Raw genomic sequence first — 25,223 nt, 5'->3', positions numbered from 1 at the left:
TAGCCCGCGTTGCTGTGGAGTGGCCGTCAGGTGGTAGTGCGTGGCGCAGGCTTGGCTGGCTGCCAAGGCAAGCCGCGCGCTGCCGCATGGCGGCCACTCCACGGCAACCCGAAGGGCCGGGTCTGTTTGCCCACCATCCTGCGTCATCGCTCAGTCGTGTACCGACGTAAACTCCCTCGCTCTTCCTTGGCTGGCGCGCAAACAGCTCCCGGCGCGGGCCACGCCAATAGTGCTAACAGGCCCTACGGATGAGTGCCAAGCCAAGGATCGGGCTGGTCGGCAGCCAGGGTTCCTACGGGCGCTGGTTGCGCCGTTTTTTCGAACAGCGCATGGGCTTGCCCGTGCTCGGTCGCGATCCCTGCGGCGAGGTCGCACTCTCCGAACGTCAGCTGCTGGAAACCGTGGATGTGCTGGTGTTCTGTGCGCCGATTCGCCAGACGCCCGCGGTCATCCGTCATTACGTCGAACAAGCCACCGGCATCGAGCGCGGGCAGCTGTGGCTGGATATCACGTCGATCAAGGCCGCGCCGGTAGCCGCGATGTTGCACTCGCAGGCGGAAGTGGTGGGGCTGCATCCGATGAGCGCCGCACCAAAGTCGGCTACCTTGCGCGGTCGTGCGATGGTGGTGTGCGAAGCGCGGCTGGAGCGCTGGCGTCCCTGGCTGGAGGCGTTTCTCGCCGCCAGCGAAGCTGATTGTGTACGAGCCGATGCCGAGCAGCACGATCGTGTGATGGCGCTGGTGCAAGGCATGGTGCATGCCACACATATGGCGCAGGGCGCGGTGCTGCGTGAGCTGGCGCCGGAAGTGGGTGATCTGGATGGCATTCGCCCTTTCAGTTCGGTCGGCTATGAGCTGGATGTCGCCGTCACGCGGCGCATTCTTGCGGGCAATGCGGCGATCTATCAGGACATCCAGTTCGAGAATCCGTATGTCGCGCCCATGCTGGAGCGATTGACGGCACATCTGGATACCTTGCGCGATCTGGTGCGGCGTGGCGATGAGGCCGCGCGCGATCAACTGCGTGAACAACTGTTGGATCAAAGCCGCGAATACGTCGGCCAGCCTTCGGTGGCCGAAGGCAGCTACGCCTTCGAACGCCTGGGTTATCTGCTCGCCGACTTGCGCGAACCTCGCTTCATCAGCGTGTTCCTGCCGCTCGACCAGCCTGGTTCGCTACGATCGCTGTTGTCGGTATTCGAGCAGCGCGGGATCAATCTTGATTCGATCCACTCCTCGCGCAGCGCGGAAGGCGAATTGCTGTTCCGCATCGGCGTCAGCCGGGAAGGCGATGCAGCCGCGTTGCAAGATGCGATAAGTGCGATCGAGGCCGAATGCATTGGTCGTGTGGTGGAAGCGGCCGGCGGCGTTGGCCTGACTCGATAAGGTGCAGTTCCCGGCATCGCAGTCACGCGTTCCCCTTCGTATGACAGTAGGCGATACTCCCGCTATGACCGATTCCGACGACATCGGCGCGCTGCTTGGCGCCGAAGGCCCGTTTGCCCGTGAGTTGCCGAATTTCGCCCCGCGTCCTGCCCAGCAGGCGATGGCGAAAGCCGTGCAGCATGCGATTGCCGAGTGCGAAATCCTGATCGCGGAGGCAGGCACCGGCACCGGGAAAACCTACGCCTATCTCGTGCCCGCCATGCTTTCCGGCCAGCGGGTGATTGTCTCGACCGGCACCAAGGCATTGCAGGATCAGCTGTTCTTTCGCGACCTGCCCAAGGTGCGTGCGGTGCTTGGCGCACGCCTGAAGGTGGCCTTGCTGAAAGGGCGCGCGAATTATCTGTGCCTGTACCGTCTCGACCAGACGGTACGCGAAGGGGCGAGTTTTGATCGCGCCCAGGCGGTGCAATTGGCGGCGATCCGCGCATGGTCGGCGCGCACCCGCCGCGGCGATCGCATGGAGCTGGCGGAAGTGCCGGAGGATTCGTCCTTGTGGCCGCGCGTCACCTCGACGCCGGAAAATTGCCTGGGCGTGGAGTGTCCGTTGTACGAAGACTGCCACGTGGTCGCTGCGCGTCGCGAGGCGCAGGAAGCGGATCTGGTGGTGGTCAATCATCATCTGCTGTTTGCCGATCTTGCACTGAAGCAGGAAGGCTTCGGCGAGATTCTCCCGGGGGCGCAGGCGTTCATCCTGGATGAGGCGCACCAGATTCCGGAATTGGCCGGACAATTTTTTTCGCAGAGTCTCAGTGCGCGCCAGCTTACCGAGCTGGCGCAGGATGCATTGAGCGAATGCAGCGGCATTACCGGGGCGATCGGACTGCTGCTGGAACCTGTCGAAGCCTTGCAGGAAGCGGTTCGCAAACTGCGATTGGCGCTGGAGCCATTGCCGATGCGCGGTCCTTTCCATGATTTGCTCAAGCGTGAGGGTGTACCGGAATCGTTGCGTGATGTGGCCGATCTGCTGGCCGCGCTGACCGATGTGCTGGCCTCGCAGGCTGAGCGTTCGCGTGGCTTTATGAATGTGCACGAGCGTGCCGCTGCGCTGACCGAACGTCTCGACCGGATTCTCGAAGAACATTCCGAGCAGGATGTGCGCTGGTATGAGCTGTTTCCGCGCGGGTTTGCCTTGCATGCCACGCCATTGGATCTTGCCGCACCCTTGCGCGCGATGCGCGAGCGCACGCAGGCGGCGTGGATTCATACCTCCGCGACATTATCCGTAGCGGGGCGCTTCGATCACTTTGCCCGCCAGCTCGGTTTGGATGATCCCCAGACCATCAGTCTGGAAAGTCCTTTCGACTATGCGCGTCAGGCGCTGTGTTATTTGCCGGAGGGTTTGCCGGATCCGGCTGCGCGCGATTACACCGAGCGGGTGATCGATGCGGTGCTGCCGGTGCTGGAGGCGTCGAATGGCCGCGCCTTCCTGCTCTTTACCTCGCACCGGGCGTTGCGTCGTGCAGCGGAGCTGCTGGCCGATCGCGTGCCGTGGCCGTTGTTCGTGCAAGGCACTGCGCCACGGCATCAGTTGCTGGAGGACTTTCGCGCCAGCGGACATGGTGTGCTGCTCGGTGCGGCGAGTTTCTGGGAAGGTGTGGACGTCGCCGGCGAGGCGCTTTCCGTAGTGGTGATCGACAAGCTGCCGTTTGCGGCGCCGGATGATCCGGTCTTGCAGGCGCGGCTGGAAGCGTTGGAGCAGGCGGGGATCAATCCGTTCATGGGCTGGCAGGTGCCGTCCGCGGTGATCGCCTTGAAACAAGGAGCGGGGCGCCTGATCCGCGACGTGCACGATCGCGGCGCCCTGGTGCTGTGCGATCCGCGGCTTACCACCAAGGGCTATGGAAAACTGTTCATGGCCAGTTTGCCTCCGATGCCGCGGACCCGCGATCTTGCACAGGTGCATGCGTTCTTCGAGCAAGCGGCGCAATCGTCGCCATCTTGCGAGGCATGATCCCTGGACTGCCGCGGTCGTCCGGAGGGCCGAAGCTTACGCTGCAGCATGCATACGTATTCAACCGGACAAGCCCTACACTCCTACGCAGAATCGGCAGCCACCTGACATCATCATGCGGGGAGCATGATCGACATGAACCTCAATACAGCTAGAAATCCGGATACCGCGCCAGGGGAAGAGGCGCGTACGACCGCCCGGGTCGTGTTGATTGCTGCAGCCGCGGCGATCGGTGGCTTCTTGTTTGGCTTCGATACCGCGGTCATCAACGGTGCGGTTGATGCGGTGCGCCATGGTTTTGGACTGGGTGCGGGCGAGATCGGCTTTGCCGTGTCCTGCGCCTTGCTCGGCTCGGCACTGGGCGCGTGGTATGCCGGTCCGCTGGCCGATCGCCTGGGGCGGGTACGTACGATGCAAGTCGCCGCGTTGTTCCTGGTGATCAGCGCGCTGGGCTCGGGCCTGGTGCACAGTGTGTGGGAGCTGGTGCTGTTTCGCCTGGTGGGTGGCATCGGCGTGGGCATGGCCTCGGTGATTGCACCGGCTTATATCGCCGAAGTTTCGCCGGCCAATGTGCGCGGGCGTCTGGGGTCGATGCAGCAACTGGCGATTGTGCTGGGCATCTTCGTCGCGTTGCTTAGCGATGCATGGCTGGCCGGCACGGCCGGTGGCGCATCCAGCAAGCTTTGGCTGGGGCTGGAAGCATGGCGCTGGATGTTCCTGGTCGCCACCGTGCCGGCATTGATCTATGGCGTGCTGGTGTTGGGCGTGCCGGAGTCGCCGCGTTATCTGGTTGCGCGTGGCCGCTTGCCCGAGGCGCGCGTGGTGCTGGCCAAAGTGTTGGACTTGCACAGTGACAAGGCGCTGGATGCCAAGGTCAATGACATCGCGCACAGTTTGCGCGCCGAATATCGTCCCGCCTTGCGCGATTTGCGCGGCCCGCGCGCCGGTCTGTTGCCGATCGTCTGGACGGGCATCCTGCTGTCGGTGTTCCAGCAGTTCGTCGGCATCAATGTGATCTTCTATTACTCCTCGACGCTGTGGCATTCCGTGGGCTTCAGCGAGACGGATTCGTTCTCGATCACCGTGGCCACGTCGATCGTCAATGTGCTTGTGACCTTGGTTGCGATTGCGTTGGTCGACAAGATCGGACGCAAACCGCTGCTGCTGATCGGCTCGGCGGGCATGACCCTTACGCTGGGCTTGATGGCCCTGTGCTTTTCGCAGGCCAGCGGAAGCGGTGCGAACCTGAGCTTGCCGGCGCCGTGGGGCATGGTCGCCTTGGTCGCGGCCAATGCCTATGTGGTGTGTTTCGGTTTGAGCTGGGGCCCGATGGTGTGGGTATTGCTGGGCGAAATGTTCCCCAACAGCATTCGCGCCATCGCGCTGGCGGTGGCTGCCGCGGCGCAGTGGATCGCCAATTTCGCGATCACCAGCACGTTTCCCTGGCTGGCGGAGATCGGCCTTTCCTTCGCGTACGGGTTGTATGCGATGTTTGCGTTGCTCTCGCTGCTGTTCGTGATGCGGGCGGTGCGCGAAACGCGTGGTATGGAGCTGGAAGATATGCACGCGTGATCCGCGCCGCGCTTTGCTCCCTCTCCCCGAAAGGGAGAGGGAGCTAAAGCTTACTTGACGTGCAACTGGCGGCTGTACGCATGCACCTCATCCACCAGCACCTTCACATGCTCCGGATCGACTTCCGGCGTAACACCATGGCCAAGATTGAACACATGCCCCGGATGAGGGCCGTAACTGTCGAGCACCTTGCGTGCTTCACGACGAATGACATCCGGACTTGCGCGCAACACGGCGGGATCAAGGTTGCCTTGCAAGGCAACCTTGCCGTGAACAGCAAGCCGCGCATCGTTGAGATCAACGGTCCAATCCACACCTAGCGCCGCGCAGCCGGTATCGGCCATGGCGGCCAGATGGGCATGGGCACCTTTCGAAAACAGGATCACCGGCAGCTCGCGTGCATGCACGTCTGCTTTGAGAGCGTCGACCACCTGCGCCATATAGCGCAGCGAGAATTCGCGATACGCTGCCGGGGTCAGCATGCCGCCCCAGGTATCGAACACCATCAGCGCCTGCGCACCTGCGGCCGCCTGGGCGCAGAGGTAAGCGGCGACCGAGCGCGCCAGGGTTTCGAGCAGTTGGTGCGCGAGCGCCGGCTCGTTCCAGCACATGGCCTTGGCGCTGGCGAAGTCACGTGAGCCTTCGCCTTCCACCATGTAGCAGGCCAAGGTCCACGGGCTGCCGGAAAAACCGATCAGCGGCACGCTGCCATCGAGTTCACGGCGGATCAGACGCACGGCGTCCATCACGTAGCGCAGCTCGGTTTCCATATCCGGCACGCCGAGCTTTTCGACATCGGCACGGGTGCGCACCGGGCGGGCGAACTGTGGACCTTCGCCTTGGGCGAAGGAAAGACCCAGGCCCATCGCATCCGGAATGGTGAGGATGTCGGAAAACAGGATGGCGGCATCCAGGTCAAAACGCCGCAGTGGTTGCAGGGTTACCTCACAGGCCAGCTCAGGGTTCTGAGCCAGCGCCATGAAACTGCCAGCCTTGGCGCGGGTGGCGCGGTATTCCGGTAGATAGCGTCCGGCCTGGCGCATGATCCAGACGGGCGTGGTGTCGGTAGGCTCGCGGCGCAGGGCGCGCAGCAAGCGGTCATTCTTCAAAGGGGTGAGCATGGTTTATCGGCGTCCGAAGGGGCCATCCAATCCTTGTGCAAACATCACGCGGAAGCCGCGCTTGAGCTGGGCGTCGCGCATTTTTTCGAAGGCGGCGATCGCCTCGTCGCGTTCCAGGTATTGGTCACGCTTGAGCGTGGCGCGTCCACCCTGGGTGCCGGATTCGCGATACAGCGTCCAGCCGCCCAGCAGATCCTGTTCCAGCACGATCTGAACGTAGCGTGGCGGTTCGGCCGAGGCTGGCATGGTTTGCAGGTAGAGGCGCATGGCGTCCTGTATGGCGAAGACGGCTATTACACCGCAATGACACCCATTCTAGAGGGCAGGGGCTTGGCTAGCGAGGGCTTGAAAACGGCCCCGGCTGCCATGGGTGTGAACATGCTGCGGGATTCAGCGGTGCGTTCCGGTGGCTGCGCGCAGCACCGCCAGGACGTCTGACTCGCTCACTCCCGAGATGATCTGCGCGCGCCCGATGCCTTGCCAAAGGATCAGGCGCAGGGTACCGGCGATGTTCTTTTTATCCAGCCGCATCAATGCACACAGTTGCTCGGGATCGAAACCGGCAGGAACAGCAGTGGGCAAGCCTGCAGTGTTGAGCAACTGTTCCAGCCGTTGCGTATCGGCCGGTGCGCTCATGCCAAGTCGCTCGGAAAGCCGCGCGGCCAGCAGCATGCCGACCGCGACACCTTCGCCGTGCAACAGTGTGGTGTAGTGTCCGGCGGTTTCCAGCGCATGGCCGAAGGTATGGCCAAGATTGAGCAGCGCGCGCTCACCCTGTTCGGTTTCATCGCGGGCGACGACGCCGGCCTTGTAGCGCACCTTGGTAGCAATGGCCTGCACGAGCGTGGTTTCGTCACGTTGGGCCAAGGCGTCGGCGTGCTGCTCCAGCCAGGTGAAAAAATCCGCATCGCCGATGGCGGCGCCCTTGATGACTTCCGCCAGGCCGGCACGGTATTCACGCGCAGGCAGGCTGTCCAGCGTACCGATGTCGGCGATCACCGCGCGCGGTTGATGGAAGGCGCCTACCAGGTTCTTGCCGGCCGGCAGGTTCACGCCGGTCTTGCCGCCGACGGACGAGTCCACCATCGACAGCAGCGTCGTCGGCATCTGGATGAAGTCGATGCCGCGCATCCAGCAGGCTGCGGTGAATCCGGCAAGGTCGCCGACCACGCCGCCACCCAGTGCGATGACACAGGCGTCGCGCGTGGCGCCGAGTTTGGACAAGGCATCGAGCGCCAGGCCGACATTGGCGAAAGTCTTGTGCGCTTCGCCATCTTCGAGCAGGAAAGATGACCACTGCAGGCCATCGAGCCCATGTGCCACGCGTTCCAGATAAAGCGGTGCGACCGTGCGATTGCTGATCACCAGCACATGCCGTCCACGCAGGGCGGCGCGCCAGCGTGCGTGGTCATCGAGCAAGCCGCGGCCGATCCATACCGGGTAGCTGCGTTCGCCGAGCGTAACGTCGATGGTTTCGGGTGCAACGGTGCTCATCATGTGGCTAGGGATGCTTTGGTTGGTAACGTGCAAATTTTAAACGATGGGGTGATGTCCAGCAGGCCCGCCTGTGCGGAATGGATCAGGGCATCCGACGGTTCCAGTGTTGATCGATGAGCGCAAGGCAGCGCTCGGTGGCCGCGGTCAATCCTTCATGTTCGCCGTCATGCGGAATGACTAGGTCGGCGACTTCTTCATACAGTGCGGTGCGTGTCACCGCCATGGCTTCCAGCTTGCGCTGGCGATCGCTGTCGGCCAGCAGTGGCCGGGTAGTGTCGTGGGCAAGGCGTTGCAGCTGTGCCGGTACGCTCACTTGCAACCACACAACATAACCGCGCTCAGCCAGATGACGCCGATTGGCTGGGTCGAGCACGGCGCCCGCGCCACTGGCCAGCAATACGCCGCGACGGTGGCTGTATTCCTCAAGCATGGCATGCTCGCGTCGGCGGAAGCCCGCCTCGCCCTCGATCTCGAAGATGGTGCTGACCGGAACGCCGGTATGGCGCTCGATTTCCTGATCCAGGTCCACGAAGGGCAACTGGTAGCGTGCTGCCAGCTGGCGGCCGATCGAGGTCTTGCCGGCGCCCGTCGGGCCGATCAGGAACAGGTTGTACGAAGGATTCATGGGCCAATTTTAGGGCCTGTTAGCGCTATTGGCGTAGCCCGCATTGCCGCATGACGGCCACTCCACGGCAACCCGAAGGGCCGGGTCTGTTTGCCCACCATCCGGCGTCATCGCTCAGTCGTGTACCGACGTACACTCCCTCCCTCTTCCTTGGCTGGCGCGCAAACAGCTTCCGGCGCGGGCCACGCCAATAGTGCTAACAGACCCTAGTCTGGGATGCCTAGGGCGACGCTACGGAAACCCCTGGGACACGGTGCCGACACGATGTCCGGCAGCCATTCTGCTTCCTTGTTCGTAGAATGACGGGACATTCTTGAGGTGTGTGATGGCTGAGCGGGTATTGTTGGCGGGGTGTGGCGATCTGGGCTGGCGCGTGGCCCGGGAGCTTCAGCGGCGTGGCGACGAAGTCTTCGGTTTGCGTCGTCATCCGGTGGCACAGGATGACGACGTCATCCGCTGGGTGCAGGCGGATTTGACCCGTCCTGAAACGCTTTCGACGCTGCCCGAAGGCATCACGCAGTTGATCTACCTGCCGACGCCGGGCGCTCGTGAGCAGGATGCTTATCGAGCCATCTTCATCGACGGTCTGCGCCATGTCGTGCAGGCGCTGGATGCGAAGCTGCTCAAGCGCGTGGTGTTTGTCTCATCCAGCGCCGTCTATGGCGAACATGATGGCGCCTGGGTGGATGAAGAGACGCCGCCCGCGCCATTGGCGTTCAATGGCCAGGTGATGTTGGAAGCTGAGCAATGGTTGTCGAGCCAACCGGTTCGATCCGTCGTATTGCGTCTCGCCGGACTCTACGGGCCTGGGCGACTGCAATGGGTGGAGCGATTGCGTGCGGGGCAAGCGCAGGTTCCGCGTCATCATCCGCATTGGGCCAATCGCATGCATATCGATGACGCGGCGGCGGCCATCGTGCACCTGCTGGCACTTCCGAATCCGCATGCCCTGTATCTGGGCGTGGACGATACGCCGCTGCCGCTCGACGTTTTATACGACAGCATTGCGACGTTGATCGCCGCGCCCATGGCGCCGGATGGCCCTGCGCCTGCCGCTGTCGGCAGCAAGCGCCTGAGCAATGCGCGTCTTCGCGCCAGCGGTTTTTGCACGCGCTGGCCGGATTCGCGCGCCGGTTACAGCGAACTGTTGCGCTGAAGTGAAGGAGCAAGACGTGACTGCATGCGATGCATGCGTGCAGTCACGTCGTCATGGAGCTTATCGTTCCGGGGTCCCGAAGGGGTTTTTAAGCTCGCTGGAAGTCTTCGGCACTTGCAGGGTCAGATCCGATTCCATGCCGTATTTGATGAGATCCGCATCGCGGCGAATACCCAGGCGGCGCATTGCACTCATCTTCTGCGTGCTTATGGTCTGCTTGCTGCGATGCAGGCGTTCGGCAATTTCGCTAACGGTCAGGCCGGTAACGAAAAGGCGAACCACTTCGAGTTCCCGCATGGTCAGGTTCTTGCTCGGCGATCTGGACCAGCTGTTGCCGATGCTATGCATCTTTACAATGGCTTCGATAGACGGCGAGAAAAAGCGTTTGCCGGACAATACGGCATAGATACTGCCGGCGACATAGGCGAGTGAATCGGACTTGCTCAGGATGCAGTCCACGCCCTGCGTCACCAGGGAGCGAATGACGCCGGGGTTGCTCATCATGGTGACGACGACGATGTGCATTTTCGGAAAACGTCGTTTCAGAAAACCGATCAGCGCAATACCGTCACCGTGGCTGCCGCCAGGCATGGCGTAATCGGACACGACGACGTCAACCTGATGCTGATTCAGCAGTTCAACCAGTTCCGTGGAATTCTGTGCTGTGCCTACCACGATGACGCCGGATTGCTTTTCCAGCTCGTAGGCCAGGCCGGAAACTAGCAGCGGATGATCATCAGCAATCGCGATTCTGACCTGGCGGCCGTAGATATAGTGCGGCTGGGATTCAGCATGTTCTTGAGTAGGGTTCATGGGTACGACGTTCCAAGGTTGTGGGGATGTCTTCCTTGACGATGTCTGCTTTATCTTTAATTAGGCGATCGATGGCTGTGTCGCAGGAACGAAACAGCTGGGCAATGTGGTGTTGCCGATATGGATCGGTCCGGTAACACACTGCGTTCCTGTGGATCAGCAATTAACAAACATGGACTGGATATAAGCACCACTCAAGGGAATGGGGGGGCTTGGCTTGAGTGAATCAGATGAATGTGGAGTAGGAAATAAGGTTGCGGACTAGTGGTAAGGGATTATGTGGGCACCTTAGGAGAGGGCCAATAGTTCTGTTCCTAAAATGCATTTGCCTGCGAAGCAAGGCGGAAGTTCAGGGTAGGAAGAGGACTACATTTGCCTTGGCGGCGATGTGGCTCTGGGCGGTGTTGAACGCTTCGTTTGGGATAAATGCCGTCATCGGCATTTCCAATGAAACGCAAGCCATCGCCCGTTTATGCAGTAGGCCGCCGATTAAGATCGTGTAAGGGCAGGCCCCTGATGTGTGTCGACCACGTGAGGCAGCGGATGCTCAGCTGTGGTTGAGGCCCGTGACATGGTGCTCGGTGTCGTATTCGACACATGTATCAGCCAGCACCGGCAAGGTCGCCAAGGCGTGGCGGCTGAGCCGTTCGAAGTGGGCGAGGAAGCGTTTCATTGCTTTGGCATCCATGGCCAAGGGGGCGCCGCGCGCCAGCAGCTCCTTTTCGGTTTCGCTGCGCCAATTGCGTACTACTTCCCAGTTCGGCGCCTGCAAGACGATCAGCGCGTCCAGTTTGCGCCATAAGGGCTGGTATGCCCGCAGTTGCTTGTTGACCCAGTGCCGCCAGCGACCGTCTTCGTCTTCGGTACGTTCCAGTTCGTTGACCGGATGATCCAGTGCGCTTTCCAGCTGAGGACGCAAGCCCAGCGCCCAGCCTTCCACAATCACCAGGCGGGGCGGCCGGGTCACACGCGGCCAGCGTGAGGGTGGCGTGCGGGTATCGCGGCCTTTGTCGAAGCGCGGCCAGGTGACCGGCAGTTTGTCGGAGGCATGCGGCAGCGCGGCAAGCACGGATAGCAGAAGCTCGATCTCATGCGTACCCGGAACACCGCGTGTGCGCAACAGGGGATGGATCTGTTGGGCCAATGTTTCGCGTTCGCTGCGCGAATAATAAAAGTCGTCCAGCGACAGGACTTCGGCCGGCCAGCCGTGCTGTTCGGCCTGGGCCTTGATCAGCCGGGCGAGGGTGCTCTTGCCGCTTCCCTGCAGGCCGGACAGGCCGAGCACATACGGCCGGTGTGTCCGCGCGATGCGGCCGGCGTAATGATCTAACAGGTGCCCGGCGAGGGCCTGATTTTGCGTGCTAGCATCCTCCTTCATTGCGTCATGATGACGTGCGTGAGCCACGATTCAAGTCCTATGCTGAAACCCGAGATTCTTGACACTTTCAATACACTGCTCGACCAGGCCATCGCCAGTGGCGATCCTGAGCCGACTGCCATGAACCTGTCCAGCGTCGATGCGGCCGGGCGGGTCAGCTCGCGCATCGTGCTGCTGAAAGGCGCCGACCAGCGTGGCTTCCGTTTCTTCACCAACTACCAGAGCGACAAGGGTGTGCAGTTGGATGCGCATGCGCAGGTTGCCCTCTGTTTCCACTGGAAGCGTCTGCGCGAAGGCGTGCAAGTGCGCGTCGAAGGGGTGGTGCGCAAGCTGCCGGTGGAGGAGTCGGATGCCTACTTCAACAGCCGTCCGCGCGGCAGCCAGATCGGTGCCTGGGCTTCGCTGCAATCACAGACCTTGCCCTCGCGCGACGTGTTCGAGCAGCGCGTTGCGCATTACGAAGAGCAATTCGCCGGCCGTGACGTACCGCGCCCGCCGCACTGGGGTGGCTACGTGGTTGAGCCGGATATGATCGAGTTCTGGTACGGCGCCAATTTCCGGTTGCACGAACGTGTGCGTTGGGATCGCCACGGCCAGACCTGGACCAGCAGGCTTCTGTACCCCTGAGGAGACGTGCGATGAGCCGAGCCACTCCCGCGGAACATGTCGCACAAAACGGCTTCACGGTACATACCCGTGGTCGTGGTTTCAGCGAAATTACCGACAAGGTAGCCGAACTGATTGCGACCAGCGGCGTGCATACCGGCATCGCCAACATCTTCACCGCGCACACCAGTTGCTCGCTGCTGATCAGTGAAAACGCCGATCCGGCGGTGCGTACCGATCTGGAGCGCTGGTTCGCCCGCGCGGTACCGGACGGCGACAAGATCTTCCAGCACGATGCTGAAGGTCCGGACGATATGCCTGCCCATGTGCGCGCCATTCTCACCGGCGTGGGCCTGACGATTCCCGTGCATGGTGGCAAGCCGCAACTGGGAACCTGGCAAGGGATTTACCTGTGGGAGCATCGTGTGGATCCGCACCAGCGCAAGGTGATCGTGACGGTGTTCGGGCATTGATGTGCGCAGGCACGCGGCTGGATGTCTTTACCCATCATGCCGTGCCGAGATCACCATAGGGTTCCATCTGTTCCTTAGCCAGGCCCTGCCTCACCATGAAAGCCAACGATTCATTTCCCCAGCGCATTGTCTGCCTCACCGAAGAACCCACCGAGGTGCTCTACGCATTAGGCGAGGAAAACCGCATTGTCGGTATTTCCGGTTTCACGGTGCGCCCGCCGCGTGCGCGCAAGGAGAAACCGAAGGTGTCGGCGTTCACCAGCGCCAAGGTGGATGAGATCCTTGCGCTCAAGCCGGATCTGGTCATCGGCTTTTCGGACATCCAGGCTGATATTGCGCGCGAGTTGATCCGCGCGGGTATCGAAGTATGGATCAGCAACCATCGCAGCGTGGAAGGCATCCTCGCCTATATCCGTCGGCTTGGTGCCATGGTGGGTGCCTATGAGAAAGCCGAGCGTTATGCGCAGCGCGCTGAAGCACATCTTGAAGAGGTGCGCAGGGCTGCCGCGCAACTGCCGCAACGTCCCAAAGTCTATTTCGAGGAATGGGATGAGCCGATCATCACCGGCATCCGCTGGGTAACGGAGCTGATTGGTATTGCGGGTGGCGATGACGTGTTTCCGGAGCATGCGCGCGAATCGCTGGCCAAGCATCGCATCCTTGCCGACGGCTCGGAGGTCGTGCAGCGTGCGCCGGACATCATTTTCGGCTCATGGTGCGGCAAGCGCTTTCGTCCCGAAAAAGTTGCAGCGCGTACGGGCTGGGAAAGCATTCCCGCCGTACGTAGCGGCGATCTGCACGAGATCAAATCGCCGATCATCCTTCAGCCTGGGCCGGCCGCTTTATTTGATGGGCTCGACGCCATTCATGCGGTGATTGCGCATTGGTCGGAAAAGGCATCACGCATATAGCCGGTGTTGCTGATTGAACTCAAGTGAAACGTGGGCCACAAAGGCAGTTGAAGCGCAAAAAATAGATATGCGTTTCCTCTCCATCGTGCCGGTCAGCATACGATCCAGACACCGCTGAAGAAGGCTTCGGTGGAGGAGAAATACTATGTATGCGACCAACGATATATCCACAACTAATTACACGCGCCCGGCTGATTATTCGGACGCATATCCTTCAAATGGCGATACATCCAGTCGCCAGCCCAAGGCGAATAACTTCCAGGCTACCCCGGTTAACCAGCCTGGCGACTTTCGCTCCGTAGGACCCGGCCCATGGGCTCCCTTCAGTTATTCCTCGCCCAAAGGAATGACACCTCCAGGTACGTTTATTGAGCGACCGGCGGATCAGCCCCCGGGCGCGCCGAATACGGGGATTAGCTTCCGTTCGGAGGGAGATCTGTCCGATTACAGGGTTAATTCGAACAACCTGCGTGGGCTGCAGCCTGACAACCATGGCATCTATGTACGCAACCAGTCCGATCGAAGCAAAAGCTACTTCACCAAGATAGATGGCAATACTTATCAGGTGGGTGGCTTCGACCGATCCGATACGAGTTGGCGCGTACTTGATCCCCAGTCGGGCAAGGAAGTTTTCAAGGTGCAGAAGGAGAATGGCAAGTGGGTGGCCAAGGATCTGGCGCCTCCCGCGAAATCGTATCCGCCGGGTCCTAAAGGTCGCATGTTCAAAGCACTGGACGGTGGCATCGAAAACGTTCGGCAAGCCAAAACCCAGCTCAACCGCGACTGGGACTCTCATACGAGTTCTGCCATGCGGAGTCTGTTTGGCGGTGGTGCCTTTACGCCGTCTGGAAAGGCGCGCATCCAAGCGGGGTTGGATAATACTTTGAGGGCGATGGAGACGACCAAACGCCAGAACGGCCGGAACCTTTCGCAGTGCCAGGGAAGCTGGCCCGGTGGGCCTTCGGCGCAGGCTTGGCCCAGCACCGGGGAAATCTGTTTTTCACCCTATGCCTTGAGATCATGGCGTGACGGCGAACTCAACGAGTTGGCGGTCCATGAGCATACGCATACAGGCGCTTACACCAATGACAATTGGTACCTGAAGCAAGACCTCAGCCGTTACCCCAATTGGAGTGGCTATACGGCTCCGTTTACCTTCAGCAATGCGCTGAATAATGCCGATACCATGGCGCGCGCCACCTCCGTGCTGGCCAACAACCAGCCAGGGTGGCGGATGAAGTAGACGCATATAGGCATGCGCGGTGATAAGCGCATGGCGCAAGAAAACCTGCGGAGCTTACGCCAGGATGCAGGCGATTATCGCAGATGCGGATTTTCTTCGCAGAGTCGGACACGCCGCGTAGACGGCGCGTCCGACCACATGTAAGTCGCGTGGCGACTTTGCCATCGCGGGCACGAAGAAACAAAAGAAGGCACTCGCGCGGATCTTTCGAATTCCACGGGATGCGGATGTCAACGTGCCAACATTTCTCCCAGCACCGCCATGCGCACGAATACGCCGTTGCTGACCTGTTCCAGGATGCGTGACTGTGGCCCGTCGGCGACGTTCGGTGCGATTTCGATGCCGCGGTTGATCGGTCCGGGATGCATCACCAGGCAGCCGTTTGCAGCCTTGGCCAGGCGACGGGTGTCCAGGCCGTATTCGCGGAAGTACGCGGCCTCGTCGGGCAGGTCGATGCTCGACATGCGTTCTTTCTGCAGGCGCAGCATGATCGCCACATCGGCGCCTTCGATAGCCTGGTCGAAATTGTCGTAGAACGTGCAGGAGGGGAACTCGCTGTGCTCAGGCATCAATCCGGCTGGGCCACAAAGCCGGATCTCCTTGGCGCCCAGTTTGCTAAGTGCGTGAACATCGGAGCGCGCAACGCGCGAGTGCTTCACGTCGCCGCAGATCACGACAATGAGCCGGCTGAAATCCGGCCGGTGCTGGCGAATGGTCAGCGCATCTAGCAGACCCTGCGTGGGATGTGCGCGATTACCGTCGCCGGCATTGACCACGGACACGCCGCTCATCGCATGGCGCACCAGCTCATCCGGCGTGCCTGACACTTTGTGCCGCACAATGATGGCGTCCAGATGCATCGCTTCGAGAGTGTGCAAGGTATCGAACAATTCTTCGCCCTTGGCGGTGGAGGAGAATCCGATATCGAAGTTGATCACGTCCGCGCCGAGCCGGCGCGCGGCCAGCTCGAAAGAGGTGCGCGTGCGCGTGGATGGTTCAAAGAACAGATTGAGGATGGTGCGCCCGTTGAGCAGATCCAGTTTGCGCGTACCGTGCGCACAGGCGTCGCGCATGGTGATGGCGCGATCCAGCAGGCGCTCGATGCATTCGCGCGGCAGGTTTTCCAGCGTGGTGAGATGACGCAAACGTGGAATCATGGTGACCATCTGGCTCTTGTTATTGGCGGTGGAAGGGAGTGCTTCACGCTGCACCGGTATCCTGGTGCAGCCATCGTTCGAGAATGACCGCGGCGGCTTCGGCATCGATCTGCGCGGCGTCGCTGCGGCGCTTCAATCCGTTAGCGCGTGCTTGCGCGAAACGCTGCGCGGCTTCGCGCGAACTATGCCGCTCGTCCATCAGTGCCACCGGTACGCGATAACGCTGGTGCAGCTGATCGGCAAAACGGCGGGCGCGTTTGCTGGCGGCTTGTTCCTCGCCTTCCAGCGTCAGCGGCAGACCGACGACGAGCGTATCCGGCAGCCATTCGCTGCGCAGAGCATCCAGCGCAGCCCAATCCGGCGCATCATTGCGCATGTTGATGGTGGCGATGGCGCGGGCGCTTGCCGTGACACGGTTGCCCACCGCGACACCGATAAGTTTGCTGCCGACATCAAAGCCGAGCGCGCAACTCATGCGTGGCCCGCATAGCCAGGCAGTTGCAGTGGATCCACGCCGACCAGGCCGGCTGCCGCACTCCAGCGTTCTTCGAGCGGGGTATGGAACACCACGCGCTCGTTGGCTTCGGCAGTAAGCCAGGTGTTGTCCTTCAGTTCCTGCTCCAGTTGCCCCGCGCTCCAGCCTGAATAGCCAAGCGCCATCAGGGCCAGTCGTGGACCTTCGCCGGCGGCCATGGCGACCAGGATGTCGCGCGAGGTGGTCACCGACCAGTCGCCGTTGATGCGATAACTCGATTCCCAGTGGCCGTGTTCACGGTGCAGCACAAAGCCGCGTTCCTGCTGCACCGGACCACCGATCAGTACCGGCGCGTCGGCCAGTTCGTGGTCGGTGCAATCGAGTTTCATCTGTGCCAGCACGTCGCCGAAACGGTATTCAGAGAGCTGGTTGACCAATAGACCTACGGCGCCGTCTTCATCGTGCTGGCACAAGAACGCCACGCCGCGGGAGAACGGAGGTTCGGCCAAGCTGGGCATGGCGATCAGGAACTGTCCGGCGAGGGATTGGGGAGTCTTGGGCCGCATGGTGCCATTGTATGCGCTGCGACTCGTCGCGTCTGCCGCGCGTCAAGGGGAAAGTTTGCTGAATATTTGCCTGCGCAGGTTATTTCCGTGTCATCGGTGTGTGAGGCGGATCGTTATGCTGCCTCGTTACCTGCCGCACATCCGGAAGCTACCTATGAAGCGCCTGACCCGGCTGATTTTGCTCTGCGCTGCGCTGATCGTTCCTTCAGCTGTGCTGGCCAGGCACGATCACGCGTCAGGCAATGGGCTGGCGGACACCACGCTGTTGATCATCCGCCATGCCGAAAAACCGGAAAGCGGCCCCGGCCTGACGCCAGCGGGCGAGGCACGGGCGCAGGCCTATGTCGGGTATTTCGAGCATTTCACGCTGGATGGTGCGCCGATGACGCCGAACGCGCTCTATGCGAGCGCCGACTCCAAGTCGAGCATGCGCCCGCGCCTGACCATCACGCCGCTGAGCCAGGCGCTGGGTTTGCCCATCGATGACCGCTTCGCTGACAAGCAGACGAAAGAGCTTGCCGATGCCTTGCGTACTGAGGCGCATGGCAACCATGTGCTGATTGCCTGGCATCACGGCGAGATCCCCGCGCTGATTCATGACCTGGGCGGCGATTCCTCGGCGCTGATTCCGGGCGACAAGTGGCCGTCGGACGTGTTCGGCTGGGTCGTGGTGTTGCAATATGACCATAAAGGGCAGTTAGTTGCCGCGAAGGTCATTTATGAGCACCTGATGCCGGATGATCGGAAATAGGCCGGGGCGGGTCGGCCAGGCCAGCGCTCACCGCGTCTTCAGGACGTCCCCAGGCTGGAACTCCCATGTACGCGTGATGTAGAGAATGTCCACCTTCTCCTTGTTATCCGGCGGCAAGGGCGGAAACGGCGCGCACAGTCTCACAATCGTTTCGGCGGCCTTGTCGATGACCGCGTAGCCTGAGCTTCGGGTGACGTCGATGCTATGTACCGTGCCGTCGCGATCGAGGCCAACGGTAAGAATCACGTCGCCATGCAGATGCTGCTCGCGCGCCCGCTCCGGATAATTCAGGTTGCCGACGCGCTCGATGCGGTCCACCCAGCCACGCATGTAGGCCGCGTAGACATATTCCTTGGTGCTGGCGGAAATGAATTTCTTGTGCGGGCGCTTGGCGTACGCCTGACTTTGTTCGCGTACCTCGGCGGCAAGCTGCGCGGCTTCCTGCTCGATTCGCGCTTCGTCGGCGTCGGCGGCAGTATCCCGTTCATTCTTGGCGGTATCGCTGTTGACACTGAAATCGCTGTTGCCGCTGGTGGTAAGCATGCGCCGATCGGTCGCCTGCTGCGGCGACGGGGTGGCGGCATCGACCTGCTGCGGCGCGGTGCCCGGATCGGGCTTGGGCAGCAATCCGGTGAAGGGCTGCGAGGGACGCGCGGCCTTGTCGCTGTCGCCGCCGCCCTGGTTGTTGGCCTGGCCGAGGAAGTCGGCCTTGTCGGGCGCTTCGTTATTGGCGACGTTGACCAGGGTGACATCCAGCGTAGGCAGGGCGGGGCGGGTAGCGACATACGTGACGCCAACGCCGAACAGCAGCAGGCCGTGGACCAGCAGCGAGAAAATAAAGGTGGCCCCGATCTTGTTGTCGCCGGGGCGGCGGGCAACGGCATTCACGTTTGAGACGCTCTGAATTCAAGTCCGCAGAATCGGCATGATGCCCGGAAGGAGGTCCGGTATCACGCATCGCGCGTATTTCAACACGTTGGGCGGGGGCTGTCTGCGTACCGCTCTGCACTGGGCGGAATTCGTGGCGCACGGGTCGCGGCCGTTGTCCTGCCACCGTATTTTGTCAAGGTGCGTGCGAGGCTTTGCAATCGGCGGGTCGGTGGTGGCTTCGACCCTGCTTGCCGGAATGAAATGCCCCAAATCCGTTTATATCTTGCGTGCATCATCCCGCATGGGTTCCAGCAACTCCTGGAAGGCTTCGAATTTTTCTCCATAGTTGGCGATGTATTCGCCGCGGCTATAAACGCGTTCGCCAAGCTCGGCATATCCCGCTAACTGGAGTGCTTTTCCTATCGCTTGTGCTAGCCCGCCCCCAAGAAAGGAGGCTCCGGCGAGTGTGCCGGTGCCGGCAACGGCAGCATGGCCAACATCTTGTTCGTGGAGAGCGGTGGTGATGTCGCTGGCGTTCCGGCGGATCATGGTTATGCCACTGCCTATATTGCCGGTGGTCGCCAAGGTGGTGCCAAGTGCGGCGACGAATTTGCTCGCGCCGCCAGCGGTTTCGTTTACCGTTGTAACGGTATCGCCCGTTTCACGGATGATGGTGCTCAATGCTCGCTTGAAAGCCAGGTCTTTTTCTTTGGGCGTCTGGGTCGGGTCAGAGAAAGCTTGCACGGCCGTGTCCAGATCTTTAAGGACAGCCCCGAAAGCTTTCAGCGGAGTGCCGGCCGAATTTAAATAATTGGCTCCGTGTTCAAGCAGCAGTCCAAGGGATGTGTTGCCTTGTAGCTTGGTCAGGTCGGCGGCACCGGACAGTGTCTCCCCGCCTGCATTGATCACCTTGCCCAGGCCGCCAATCGTCGCATGCAGGCCATCAAGATATTTTTGGGACGAAAAGCTTCGGCTGGCTATCTGCAGTTGGGTGATGCCTGTGTGCAAATTGACGGATGCGTTGTTGAGTTTCAGGAATGCCGTATTGCGCATTTCGGCGCGAGTGGGAGTTTCGTGCGTCTCAGCTTGCCGTGCGCTGGGCGGGTGCGGCAGGGGCATCCTGGGTGGTTTGGTCGAAAAGCCGGAACGATTTGTGGCCCATGGCACATCGCTTGCCGCGATGGGTTGAACGGGGAGTGGTTGGGCTGTGCTGCGGCCTGTCGATACAGCGCTATCTGGATCGTCGCCCAGATGGGTGGCGGTGTTTGAGATGAAAGGGGCGTAATTGTCTATGAGGCGCATCCAGGCTTTCCCGATATGGAGATGGGTAGGCGAGGGGCAACAGACTGGGTTGAAGCTGGGTGATGCCACCTCACCGCTTCATTGTTGAAAGACTGAGTTGTTGCAGGTGGTATGGCTTTGTAGAGGCACCAAGAGTTTTGTCGTTGCGACGCTTGCGAGGGTGCCTATTTGCAGGGTGTTGCCGATGGCCCCACCATGCTTGTGGGGCGTTGATTTCAGCTGCGTTTCGCCTATGCAGCCCTCATGGGGTTCGTAGCCCTCAATGCGCTCCGGCTTCGATGGCGTCGAACAGCAAGCCCGCGATGTTGAGTCCGAACTGTTTGTCGAGTTCGCGCACGCAAGTTGGTGATGTGACGTTGATCTCGGTCAGGTAATCGCCGATCACGTCCAGGCCGACAAAGCGTAGCCCCCGGCGACGCAGGTCGGGGGCGACTTCAGCGGCGATCCAACGGTCACGATCGCTCAGCGGCACGCCTTCGCCGCGTCCGCCGGCGGCGAGGTTGCCGCGGAATTCGTCACCCTGCGGGATGCGCGCCAGCGCGTAGGGCACCGGTTCGCCATCGATCAGCAGGATGCGCTTGTCGCCCGCGCTGATCTGCGGGATGAATTTCTGGGCGATGGCGAGCTGACGGCCTTCGCCGTGCGCGTCGCCGCCGATCAGTGTCTCCAGCATGGAGTTGAGGTTTTTGTCGCCGGCCTTGACGCGGAAGATCCCGCGCCCGCCCATGCCGTCCAGCGGCTTGAGCACAGCGTCACCATGCTCGGCGACAAACTTGCGCAGTTCGGCCGGGTCGCGTGCCACCAGGGTCGGAGCCATGCACTGCGGGAACTGGGTGGCGAACAGTTTTTCATTGCAATCGCGCAGGGCCTGCGGGTCGTTGATGACCTGCACGCCGGCCCGCTGCGCGGCTTCCAGCACCATGGTGTCGTAGATGAACTGGGCGTCGACCGGCGGATCCTTGCGCATCAGCACGATGTCCAGGGTGCGCAGGTCAGTCCACACGGCCTCGCCCAAGGTGAACCAGCCGGCCGGGTCGTCCTTGACGGACAGCGGGCGCAGACGGGCCCATGGGGTGCCGTCGCGCAGGGCCAAGTCGCCCTGTTCCATGTAGTAGAGGCGGTGGCCGCGGCGACTGCCCTCCAGCAGCATGGCGAAGGTGGTGTCTTTGGCGATCTTGATGGCGCCGATGGGGTCCATCAGCACGGCGACCGAGCGGGGCATGGGAATTCCGGCAACCAGGGGGAAGGGGTGTGCATGGTCGCCGAGGTGGTCCGTATACGGCAAGGCGGCGGCTTGTCCGCCGGGGCTGGTTCGCACGACCGGCTTGCCGGGCTCGTCGGTGTGCAGATGACTTTTTGAGGCGGTTGCGATGCCCGGCTATCATCCCGGCGACCGCTAGGCAGGATTTATGCATGCGGGTTAGGGGGTGTAGAACCCGGGCGGCCAGGCAGGGGCGCGGCACGTTCCCTGCGTGGCCTGAGATTTGACGGTGATCAAAATCACGTTTAAGAAGATCGAGGAAACTAGAGGGGTGGGCGCTAAGGTCGGCTGCTGTAAGCGATTTTTCCTTGACGGAAGGCCGTGCAGGCAGTAAACAGCAACGACGGAGCGCCCTGACGAAGATCAGGCGTGTATTGAATGTTCTGCAGGATTTTTCATCTGCATCAGGTGGCGGCCCTTGGCCGTGCACCGGGTGTCGTACCTGAGCCTGGGGCAGGCCACAGGGGGGTTAAGTGAACTTGAATGTAGGTACGAACGGCTTGGCCGGTCTGAAGGTCATGGTTATTGATGACTCCAAGACCATCCGCCGCACGGCGGAAACCTTGCTGAAGAAAGAAGGCTGCGACGTGCTTACCGCCGTCGACGGCTTCGAAGCGCTGGCCAAGATTTCCGACCAGAAACCGTCGATCATTTTCGTGGACATCATGATGCCGCGACTCGACGGCTATCAGACCTGCGCGCTGATAAAGAACAATCCGCAATTTCGAGCGACGCCGGTGATCATGCTGAGCTCGAAGGACGGCCTGTTCGACAAGGCCCGCGGCCGCATCGTCGGCGCCGAGCAATATCTCACCAAGCCGTTCACACGCGATGAACTGCTGGGTGCCATCCACCGCCATGTCACCTCGGTTTGAAGCCAGTGAAGACAAGCTCTAAAGGGGGAGCTGTGGCCAATATTCTGATCATCGACGATTCGCCGACCGACGTGCGCGTGTTCACCACGCTGCTCGAGCGCGCCGGCCATCGGGTCGATGCCGTCAACAACGCCGAGGACGGCATCGAGCGCGTGCGCGTCACGCGACCCGACCTGGTCATCATGGACGTCATCATGCCTGGCATGAACGGTTTCCAGGCCACGCGCACCTTGACGCGCGACCCGGAAACCGCTGGTGTGCCGATTGTGATCATCACCACCAAGTCGATGGAAACCGACCGGGTGTGGGGTATGCGTCAGGGCGCCAAGGCCTTCATCACCAAACCGGTGAACGAGAAGGAACTGCTGGCTTGCATCGACGAGCTGCTGCCCAAAGCGGCCTGAGGTGACCATGAACGCAGCCGTCGCCCAGTCACCGTTCGAAATCCTCGCCCGCTACGAGCGGCTGTCGCTGGCGCATGCGTCCGCTACGCAGGAGCGCTTCGAGGCGCCGGGCCTGTGGCGCGGTATCGGTTATCGCGCAGGCAGCCATCTGTTTGTGAGTGGTATTGAAGAGATCAACGAACTGCTGGCGGTGCCGACGCTGACGCCGGTGCCGGGCACCAAGCCATGGCTGCTCGGCGTGGCGAACGTGCGCGGCAACCTGATGCCGGTCATTGATCTGGCGCGCTTCCTGTTCAGCGAGCGCACGCTGCACTCCGAACGTACGCGTTTGCTGGTGGTGCGCCAGGGCAACGGCAACGTGGCGCTGATGGTGGACGAAGTATTCGGTCAGCGTACGGTGGATATGGAACAGCGTCGTGGCGCGGAGCCGGAAGACGATCCGCGCCTGGCGCGCTTCGTCGACGATCGCGTGGACGTCGACGGGCAGCGGCTGGCGATGTTCAGCATGGGCAGACTGGTGCGTGCTCCTGATTTTCGCCAGGCCGCAGCCTGACAAGGTGCGGAGGACCGGTGCCTGGTGCGGCCGGATGAGGAGCGTGGGCTCCGGATTTTTCAACCGGCGGACGGCTGGCCGGTGTGCAGTAACGGATGAGGTGAAGACATGAGCACTACAGGGGGCGTCGGCAAGGAACGGGGATACACCATCCTGATCGTCTTGCTGGTGGTTTCGATCGGCTTCGCGGCCATCGACTTCGTACTACTCAACCTCAAGAACGGCGAAGATCGCCAGGCGATCGCGTTGACCACGCAGATCCAAGTGCTTTCGCAGCAGACGGCCAAGTACGCGCTGGAGGCATCCGGCGGTAACGCCGATTCGTTCGCGGAGCTCGAAAACGCGCGCGACACGATCGACTCCGCCGTGCAGCGCCTGGTCAACGGCGACGTCAAGACCGGCATGAAGCCTTATGCCGACAAGAACGCCACGCCCACTGGACGTTCGGTGAGCAAGCTGGCCGACGCGTGGAAATCGCTTGACGGCGATATCGGCAAGATCCTGTCCAACAAGGCGGCGGTGCTCGATTCCTCCCAGCGCGCCGACGACCTCTCCAAGCAGTTGCCCTTGCTCAACTCCAACATGGAGCAGGTGGTCAACATCCTGCAGCAGCGCAAAGGCACCAGCGCGGATGAAATGCTCGGCGCCTCGCGCCAGATGGTGCTGGCCGACCGTATCATCCGCCGCGTGCAGGAAGTGCTGCAGGGTGGTGAGTCCGAACAGGCATCTGCCGACGGCCTCTCGCGCGACGCGCAGAGCTACGGCGAAGTGCTGAACGGCCTGCTGCAAGGCAATCAGGGCATCGGTGTGCAGCAGATCGGCGACGCGAACGCGCGCAAGATCCTGGACCAGATGCAGGGCGATTGGGGCAAGCTGAGCGAACCGGTTTCCAAGCTGGTGGCCGCTGCCAGCAACATCGCCGAAGTGAAGAGCGCCGGCAACCAGGCCTCGCTCGATTCATCCAACGTACTTTTGCGCGCAAACGACGTTGCCGATCAGATCGGCCAGCTGCCGCTGCGCCGTCTGTTTCCCAACATCGGCTGGGGCGTGATCGGCGCGGTTGGCGCGGTGCTGTTCGCCATCGTGCTGGTGTGGCAGTTGGTGCGTGACCAGCGCCGCCGGTTCCAGGAGAGTACCGAGCTCAACCAGCGTAACCAGGAGGCGATCATGCGCCTGCTGGACGAAATGGGTTCGCTCGCCGAAGGTGACCTGACGGTGAAGACCACCGTGTCCGAAGACATCACGGGCGCGATCGCCGACTCGGTGAACTACGCCATCGACGAGTTGCGCACCCTGGTGACGACGATTAACGAAACCTCCGAGCAGGTGTCGTCCTCGGCGCAGGAAACGCAGACCACCGCGCGCCACCTGGCCGATGCTGCGCAGAACCAGGCGCACCGCATCAGCAGCGCCACCACCGCGATCAACCAGATCGCCAGCTCCATGGACAATGTGTCGAAGAACTCCGCCGAATCGGCCGATGTGGCCGAACGCTCGGTGCAAATCGCTTCGCACGGCGCGGAAGTGGTGCGCGAAACGATTTCCGGCATGGACTCGATCCGTGACCAGATCCAGGAAACGTCCAAGCGCATTAAGCGTCTGGGCGAATCGTCCCAGGAAATCGGTTCGATCGTGGAACTGATTAACGACATTGCCGAGCAGACCAACATCCTCGCCTTGAACGCCGCCATCCAGGCGGCATCAGCTGGTGAGGCGGGTCGCGGTTTCGCGGTGGTGGCGGACGAAGTGCAGCGCCTCGCGGAACGCTCGGCGAGCGCCACGAAGCGAATTGAAACGCTGGTGCAGACGATTCAGTCCGACACCAACGAAGCAGTGAACTCGATGGAACAGACCACCGCCGAAGTGGTAGCCGGTGCGCGCAAGGCGGAAGACGCCGGTAGCGCACTGGGCGACATTGAACGCGTTTCGCACGACCTGTCCGCACTGATTCAAAACATCTCCACCGCCGCTCGCCAGCAATCCATCGCGGCGACGGATATTTCGCAATCCATGAACGCAATTCAGGAAATCACCTCGCAGACGTCGCAGGGCGCAAGCCAGACGGCGGAATCGATTGGTTACCTGGCACAGTTGGCAAGCGATCTGCGCCGTTCGGTGGCGCACTTCAAGTTGCCGGGTTAATTACGGGTTGGCATCGGTCCACACACTATGAGGGCAACCTCGACGGTTGCGTGATGCGCTAGGAACGCAGCCGCTG

25 protein-coding genes are annotated in these 25,223 nt (G+C 61.6%); 13 read left to right on the top strand and 12 right to left on the bottom strand.

Translation table 11 applies throughout. The features are described 5' to 3' along the window. Positions 1-248 precede the first annotated feature (248 nt). The 3 genes from ISP19_RS14715 (at position 249) to ISP19_RS14705 (ending at position 4,968) form a co-directional block, all read left to right on the top strand. The gene (locus ISP19_RS14715) at positions 249-1,385 is read left to right on the top strand and encodes a prephenate dehydrogenase (RefSeq protein WP_204683158.1); all 1,137 of its coding nucleotides are present in this window, start codon (positions 249-251) and stop codon (positions 1,383-1,385) included. A 64-nt stretch (positions 1,386-1,449) separates the two neighbouring features. Further along, positions 1,450-3,396, top strand: a complete 1,947-nt coding sequence (gene yoaA, locus ISP19_RS14710; RefSeq protein ID WP_204683157.1) for a DNA repair helicase YoaA — start codon at positions 1,450-1,452, stop codon at positions 3,394-3,396. A gap of 135 nt (positions 3,397-3,531) precedes the next feature. Further along, on the top strand, positions 3,532-4,968 hold the full coding sequence (locus ISP19_RS14705; protein ID WP_204683357.1) for a sugar porter family MFS transporter: 1,437 nt from the start codon (positions 3,532-3,534) through the stop codon (positions 4,966-4,968). A gap of 50 nt (positions 4,969-5,018) precedes the next feature. On the opposite strand, the gene hemE is transcribed toward ISP19_RS14705, so the two are convergent. The 4 genes from hemE to ISP19_RS14685 form a co-directional block, all read right to left on the bottom strand. Continuing rightward, positions 5,019-6,089 (bottom strand): uroporphyrinogen decarboxylase, encoded by a 1,071-nt coding sequence (gene hemE, locus ISP19_RS14700; protein WP_204683156.1) that lies wholly within the window; start codon positions 6,087-6,089, stop codon positions 5,019-5,021. A gap of 3 nt (positions 6,090-6,092) precedes the next feature. Further along, positions 6,093-6,356: a WGR domain-containing protein gene (locus ISP19_RS14695; protein WP_204683155.1), complete on the bottom strand. Its 264-nt coding sequence runs from the start codon at positions 6,354-6,356 to the stop codon at positions 6,093-6,095. A gap of 123 nt (positions 6,357-6,479) precedes the next feature. Beyond that, positions 6,480-7,583 carry a 3-dehydroquinate synthase gene (gene aroB / locus ISP19_RS14690; RefSeq protein ID WP_204683356.1) on the bottom strand — a complete coding sequence of 368 codons (1,104 nt, stop codon included), beginning with the start codon at positions 7,581-7,583 and terminating at the stop codon, positions 6,480-6,482. Between the two features lie 85 nt (positions 7,584-7,668). Continuing rightward, positions 7,669-8,211 (bottom strand): shikimate kinase, encoded by a 543-nt coding sequence (locus tag ISP19_RS14685; RefSeq protein WP_204683154.1) that lies wholly within the window; start codon positions 8,209-8,211, stop codon positions 7,669-7,671. Positions 8,212-8,536: 325 nt separating this feature from the next. Between ISP19_RS14685 and ISP19_RS14680 the strand changes: the two genes are divergently transcribed. Beyond that, a complete protein-coding gene (locus tag ISP19_RS14680; RefSeq protein ID WP_204683153.1) occupies positions 8,537-9,367 on the top strand; it encodes an NAD-dependent epimerase/dehydratase family protein in 831 nt (276 codons plus the stop codon). 60 nt (positions 9,368-9,427) lie between these two features. Here the strand turns inward: ISP19_RS14680 and ISP19_RS14675 are convergent, their stop codons facing one another. After that, the gene (locus ISP19_RS14675; protein ID WP_204683152.1) at positions 9,428-10,180 is read right to left on the bottom strand and encodes a response regulator; all 753 of its coding nucleotides are present in this window, start codon (positions 10,178-10,180) and stop codon (positions 9,428-9,430) included. Between the two features lie 547 nt (positions 10,181-10,727). Continuing rightward, positions 10,728-11,558, bottom strand: coding sequence for a kinase (locus ISP19_RS14670; protein WP_204683151.1), 831 nt, complete (start codon positions 11,556-11,558; stop codon positions 10,728-10,730). Positions 11,559-11,597: 39 nt separating this feature from the next. On the opposite strand from ISP19_RS14670, the gene pdxH reads away from it, so the two are divergent. From pdxH to ISP19_RS14650, 4 genes are all read left to right on the top strand, one after another. Next, positions 11,598-12,185 carry a pyridoxamine 5'-phosphate oxidase gene (gene pdxH, locus ISP19_RS14665; protein ID WP_204683150.1) on the top strand — a complete coding sequence of 196 codons (588 nt, stop codon included), beginning with the start codon at positions 11,598-11,600 and terminating at the stop codon, positions 12,183-12,185. Between the two features lie 11 nt (positions 12,186-12,196). Continuing rightward, positions 12,197-12,637 (top strand): secondary thiamine-phosphate synthase enzyme YjbQ, encoded by a 441-nt coding sequence (locus ISP19_RS14660; RefSeq protein ID WP_204683149.1) that lies wholly within the window; start codon positions 12,197-12,199, stop codon positions 12,635-12,637. 95 nt (positions 12,638-12,732) lie between these two features. After that, positions 12,733-13,548 carry a cobalamin-binding protein gene (locus ISP19_RS14655; RefSeq protein WP_204683148.1) on the top strand — a complete coding sequence of 272 codons (816 nt, stop codon included), beginning with the start codon at positions 12,733-12,735 and terminating at the stop codon, positions 13,546-13,548. 145 nt (positions 13,549-13,693) lie between these two features. Then, positions 13,694-14,791 carry a hypothetical protein gene (locus ISP19_RS14650; protein WP_204683147.1) on the top strand — a complete coding sequence of 366 codons (1,098 nt, stop codon included), beginning with the start codon at positions 13,694-13,696 and terminating at the stop codon, positions 14,789-14,791. 230 nt (positions 14,792-15,021) lie between these two features. Here ISP19_RS14650 and ISP19_RS14645 read toward each other — a convergent pair whose 3' ends face one another. Genes ISP19_RS14645 through ISP19_RS14635 form a run of 3 tightly spaced genes read right to left on the bottom strand, consistent with a single transcriptional unit; the run spans position 15,022 to position 16,989 of the window. After that, positions 15,022-15,948, bottom strand: a complete 927-nt coding sequence (locus ISP19_RS14645; protein WP_204683355.1) for an aspartate carbamoyltransferase catalytic subunit — start codon at positions 15,946-15,948, stop codon at positions 15,022-15,024. Between the two features lie 43 nt (positions 15,949-15,991). Continuing rightward, positions 15,992-16,423 (bottom strand): Holliday junction resolvase RuvX, encoded by a 432-nt coding sequence (gene ruvX, locus ISP19_RS14640; RefSeq protein WP_204683146.1) that lies wholly within the window; start codon positions 16,421-16,423, stop codon positions 15,992-15,994. Continuing rightward, on the bottom strand, positions 16,420-16,989 hold the full coding sequence (locus ISP19_RS14635; RefSeq protein WP_204683145.1) for a YqgE/AlgH family protein: 570 nt from the start codon (positions 16,987-16,989) through the stop codon (positions 16,420-16,422). The genes ruvX and ISP19_RS14635 overlap by 4 nt, the downstream gene beginning before the upstream one ends. Before the next feature lie 154 nt (positions 16,990-17,143). Here ISP19_RS14635 and ISP19_RS14630 point away from each other — a divergent pair, with 154 nt between their 5' ends. Continuing rightward, complete coding sequence (locus ISP19_RS14630) at positions 17,144-17,740, top strand: flagellar basal body-associated protein FliL (protein WP_204683144.1); 597 nt, start codon at positions 17,144-17,146, stop codon at positions 17,738-17,740. A 27-nt stretch (positions 17,741-17,767) separates the two neighbouring features. Here ISP19_RS14630 and ISP19_RS14625 read toward each other — a convergent pair whose 3' ends face one another. The 3 genes from ISP19_RS14625 to gshB all read right to left on the bottom strand — a co-directional run bounded on the left by ISP19_RS14625 (position 17,768) and on the right by gshB (position 21,134). Beyond that, entirely contained in the window at positions 17,768-18,628 is an 861-nt protein-coding gene (locus tag ISP19_RS14625; protein WP_204683143.1) for an energy transducer TonB, read from the bottom strand. Between the two features lie 258 nt (positions 18,629-18,886). Next, positions 18,887-19,912, bottom strand: coding sequence for a hypothetical protein (locus ISP19_RS14620; RefSeq protein ID WP_204683142.1), 1,026 nt, complete (start codon positions 19,910-19,912; stop codon positions 18,887-18,889). A 259-nt stretch (positions 19,913-20,171) separates the two neighbouring features. Then, a complete protein-coding gene (gene gshB / locus ISP19_RS14615; protein ID WP_204683141.1) occupies positions 20,172-21,134 on the bottom strand; it encodes a glutathione synthase in 963 nt (320 codons plus the stop codon). A 557-nt stretch (positions 21,135-21,691) separates the two neighbouring features. On the opposite strand from gshB, the gene pilG reads away from it, so the two are divergent. From pilG to ISP19_RS14595, 4 genes are all read left to right on the top strand, one after another. Continuing rightward, complete coding sequence (pilG, locus tag ISP19_RS14610; protein WP_204683354.1) at positions 21,692-22,048, top strand: twitching motility response regulator PilG; 357 nt, start codon at positions 21,692-21,694, stop codon at positions 22,046-22,048. Between the two features lie 32 nt (positions 22,049-22,080). Then, complete coding sequence (locus tag ISP19_RS14605; RefSeq protein ID WP_192555414.1) at positions 22,081-22,452, top strand: response regulator; 372 nt, start codon at positions 22,081-22,083, stop codon at positions 22,450-22,452. A gap of 7 nt (positions 22,453-22,459) precedes the next feature. Beyond that, positions 22,460-23,005, top strand: a complete 546-nt coding sequence (locus tag ISP19_RS14600; RefSeq protein ID WP_204683140.1) for a chemotaxis protein CheW — start codon at positions 22,460-22,462, stop codon at positions 23,003-23,005. Between the two features lie 108 nt (positions 23,006-23,113). Further along, positions 23,114-25,147 (top strand): methyl-accepting chemotaxis protein, encoded by a 2,034-nt coding sequence (locus tag ISP19_RS14595; RefSeq protein ID WP_204683139.1) that lies wholly within the window; start codon positions 23,114-23,116, stop codon positions 25,145-25,147. Positions 25,148-25,223: the final 76 nt, after the last annotated feature.

Source organism: Dyella flava, assembly GCF_016904955.1.
GTDB lineage: Bacteria > Pseudomonadota > Gammaproteobacteria > Xanthomonadales > Rhodanobacteraceae > Dyella_B > Dyella_B flava.
This window is presented reverse-complemented; position numbering and strand designations above follow the sequence as displayed.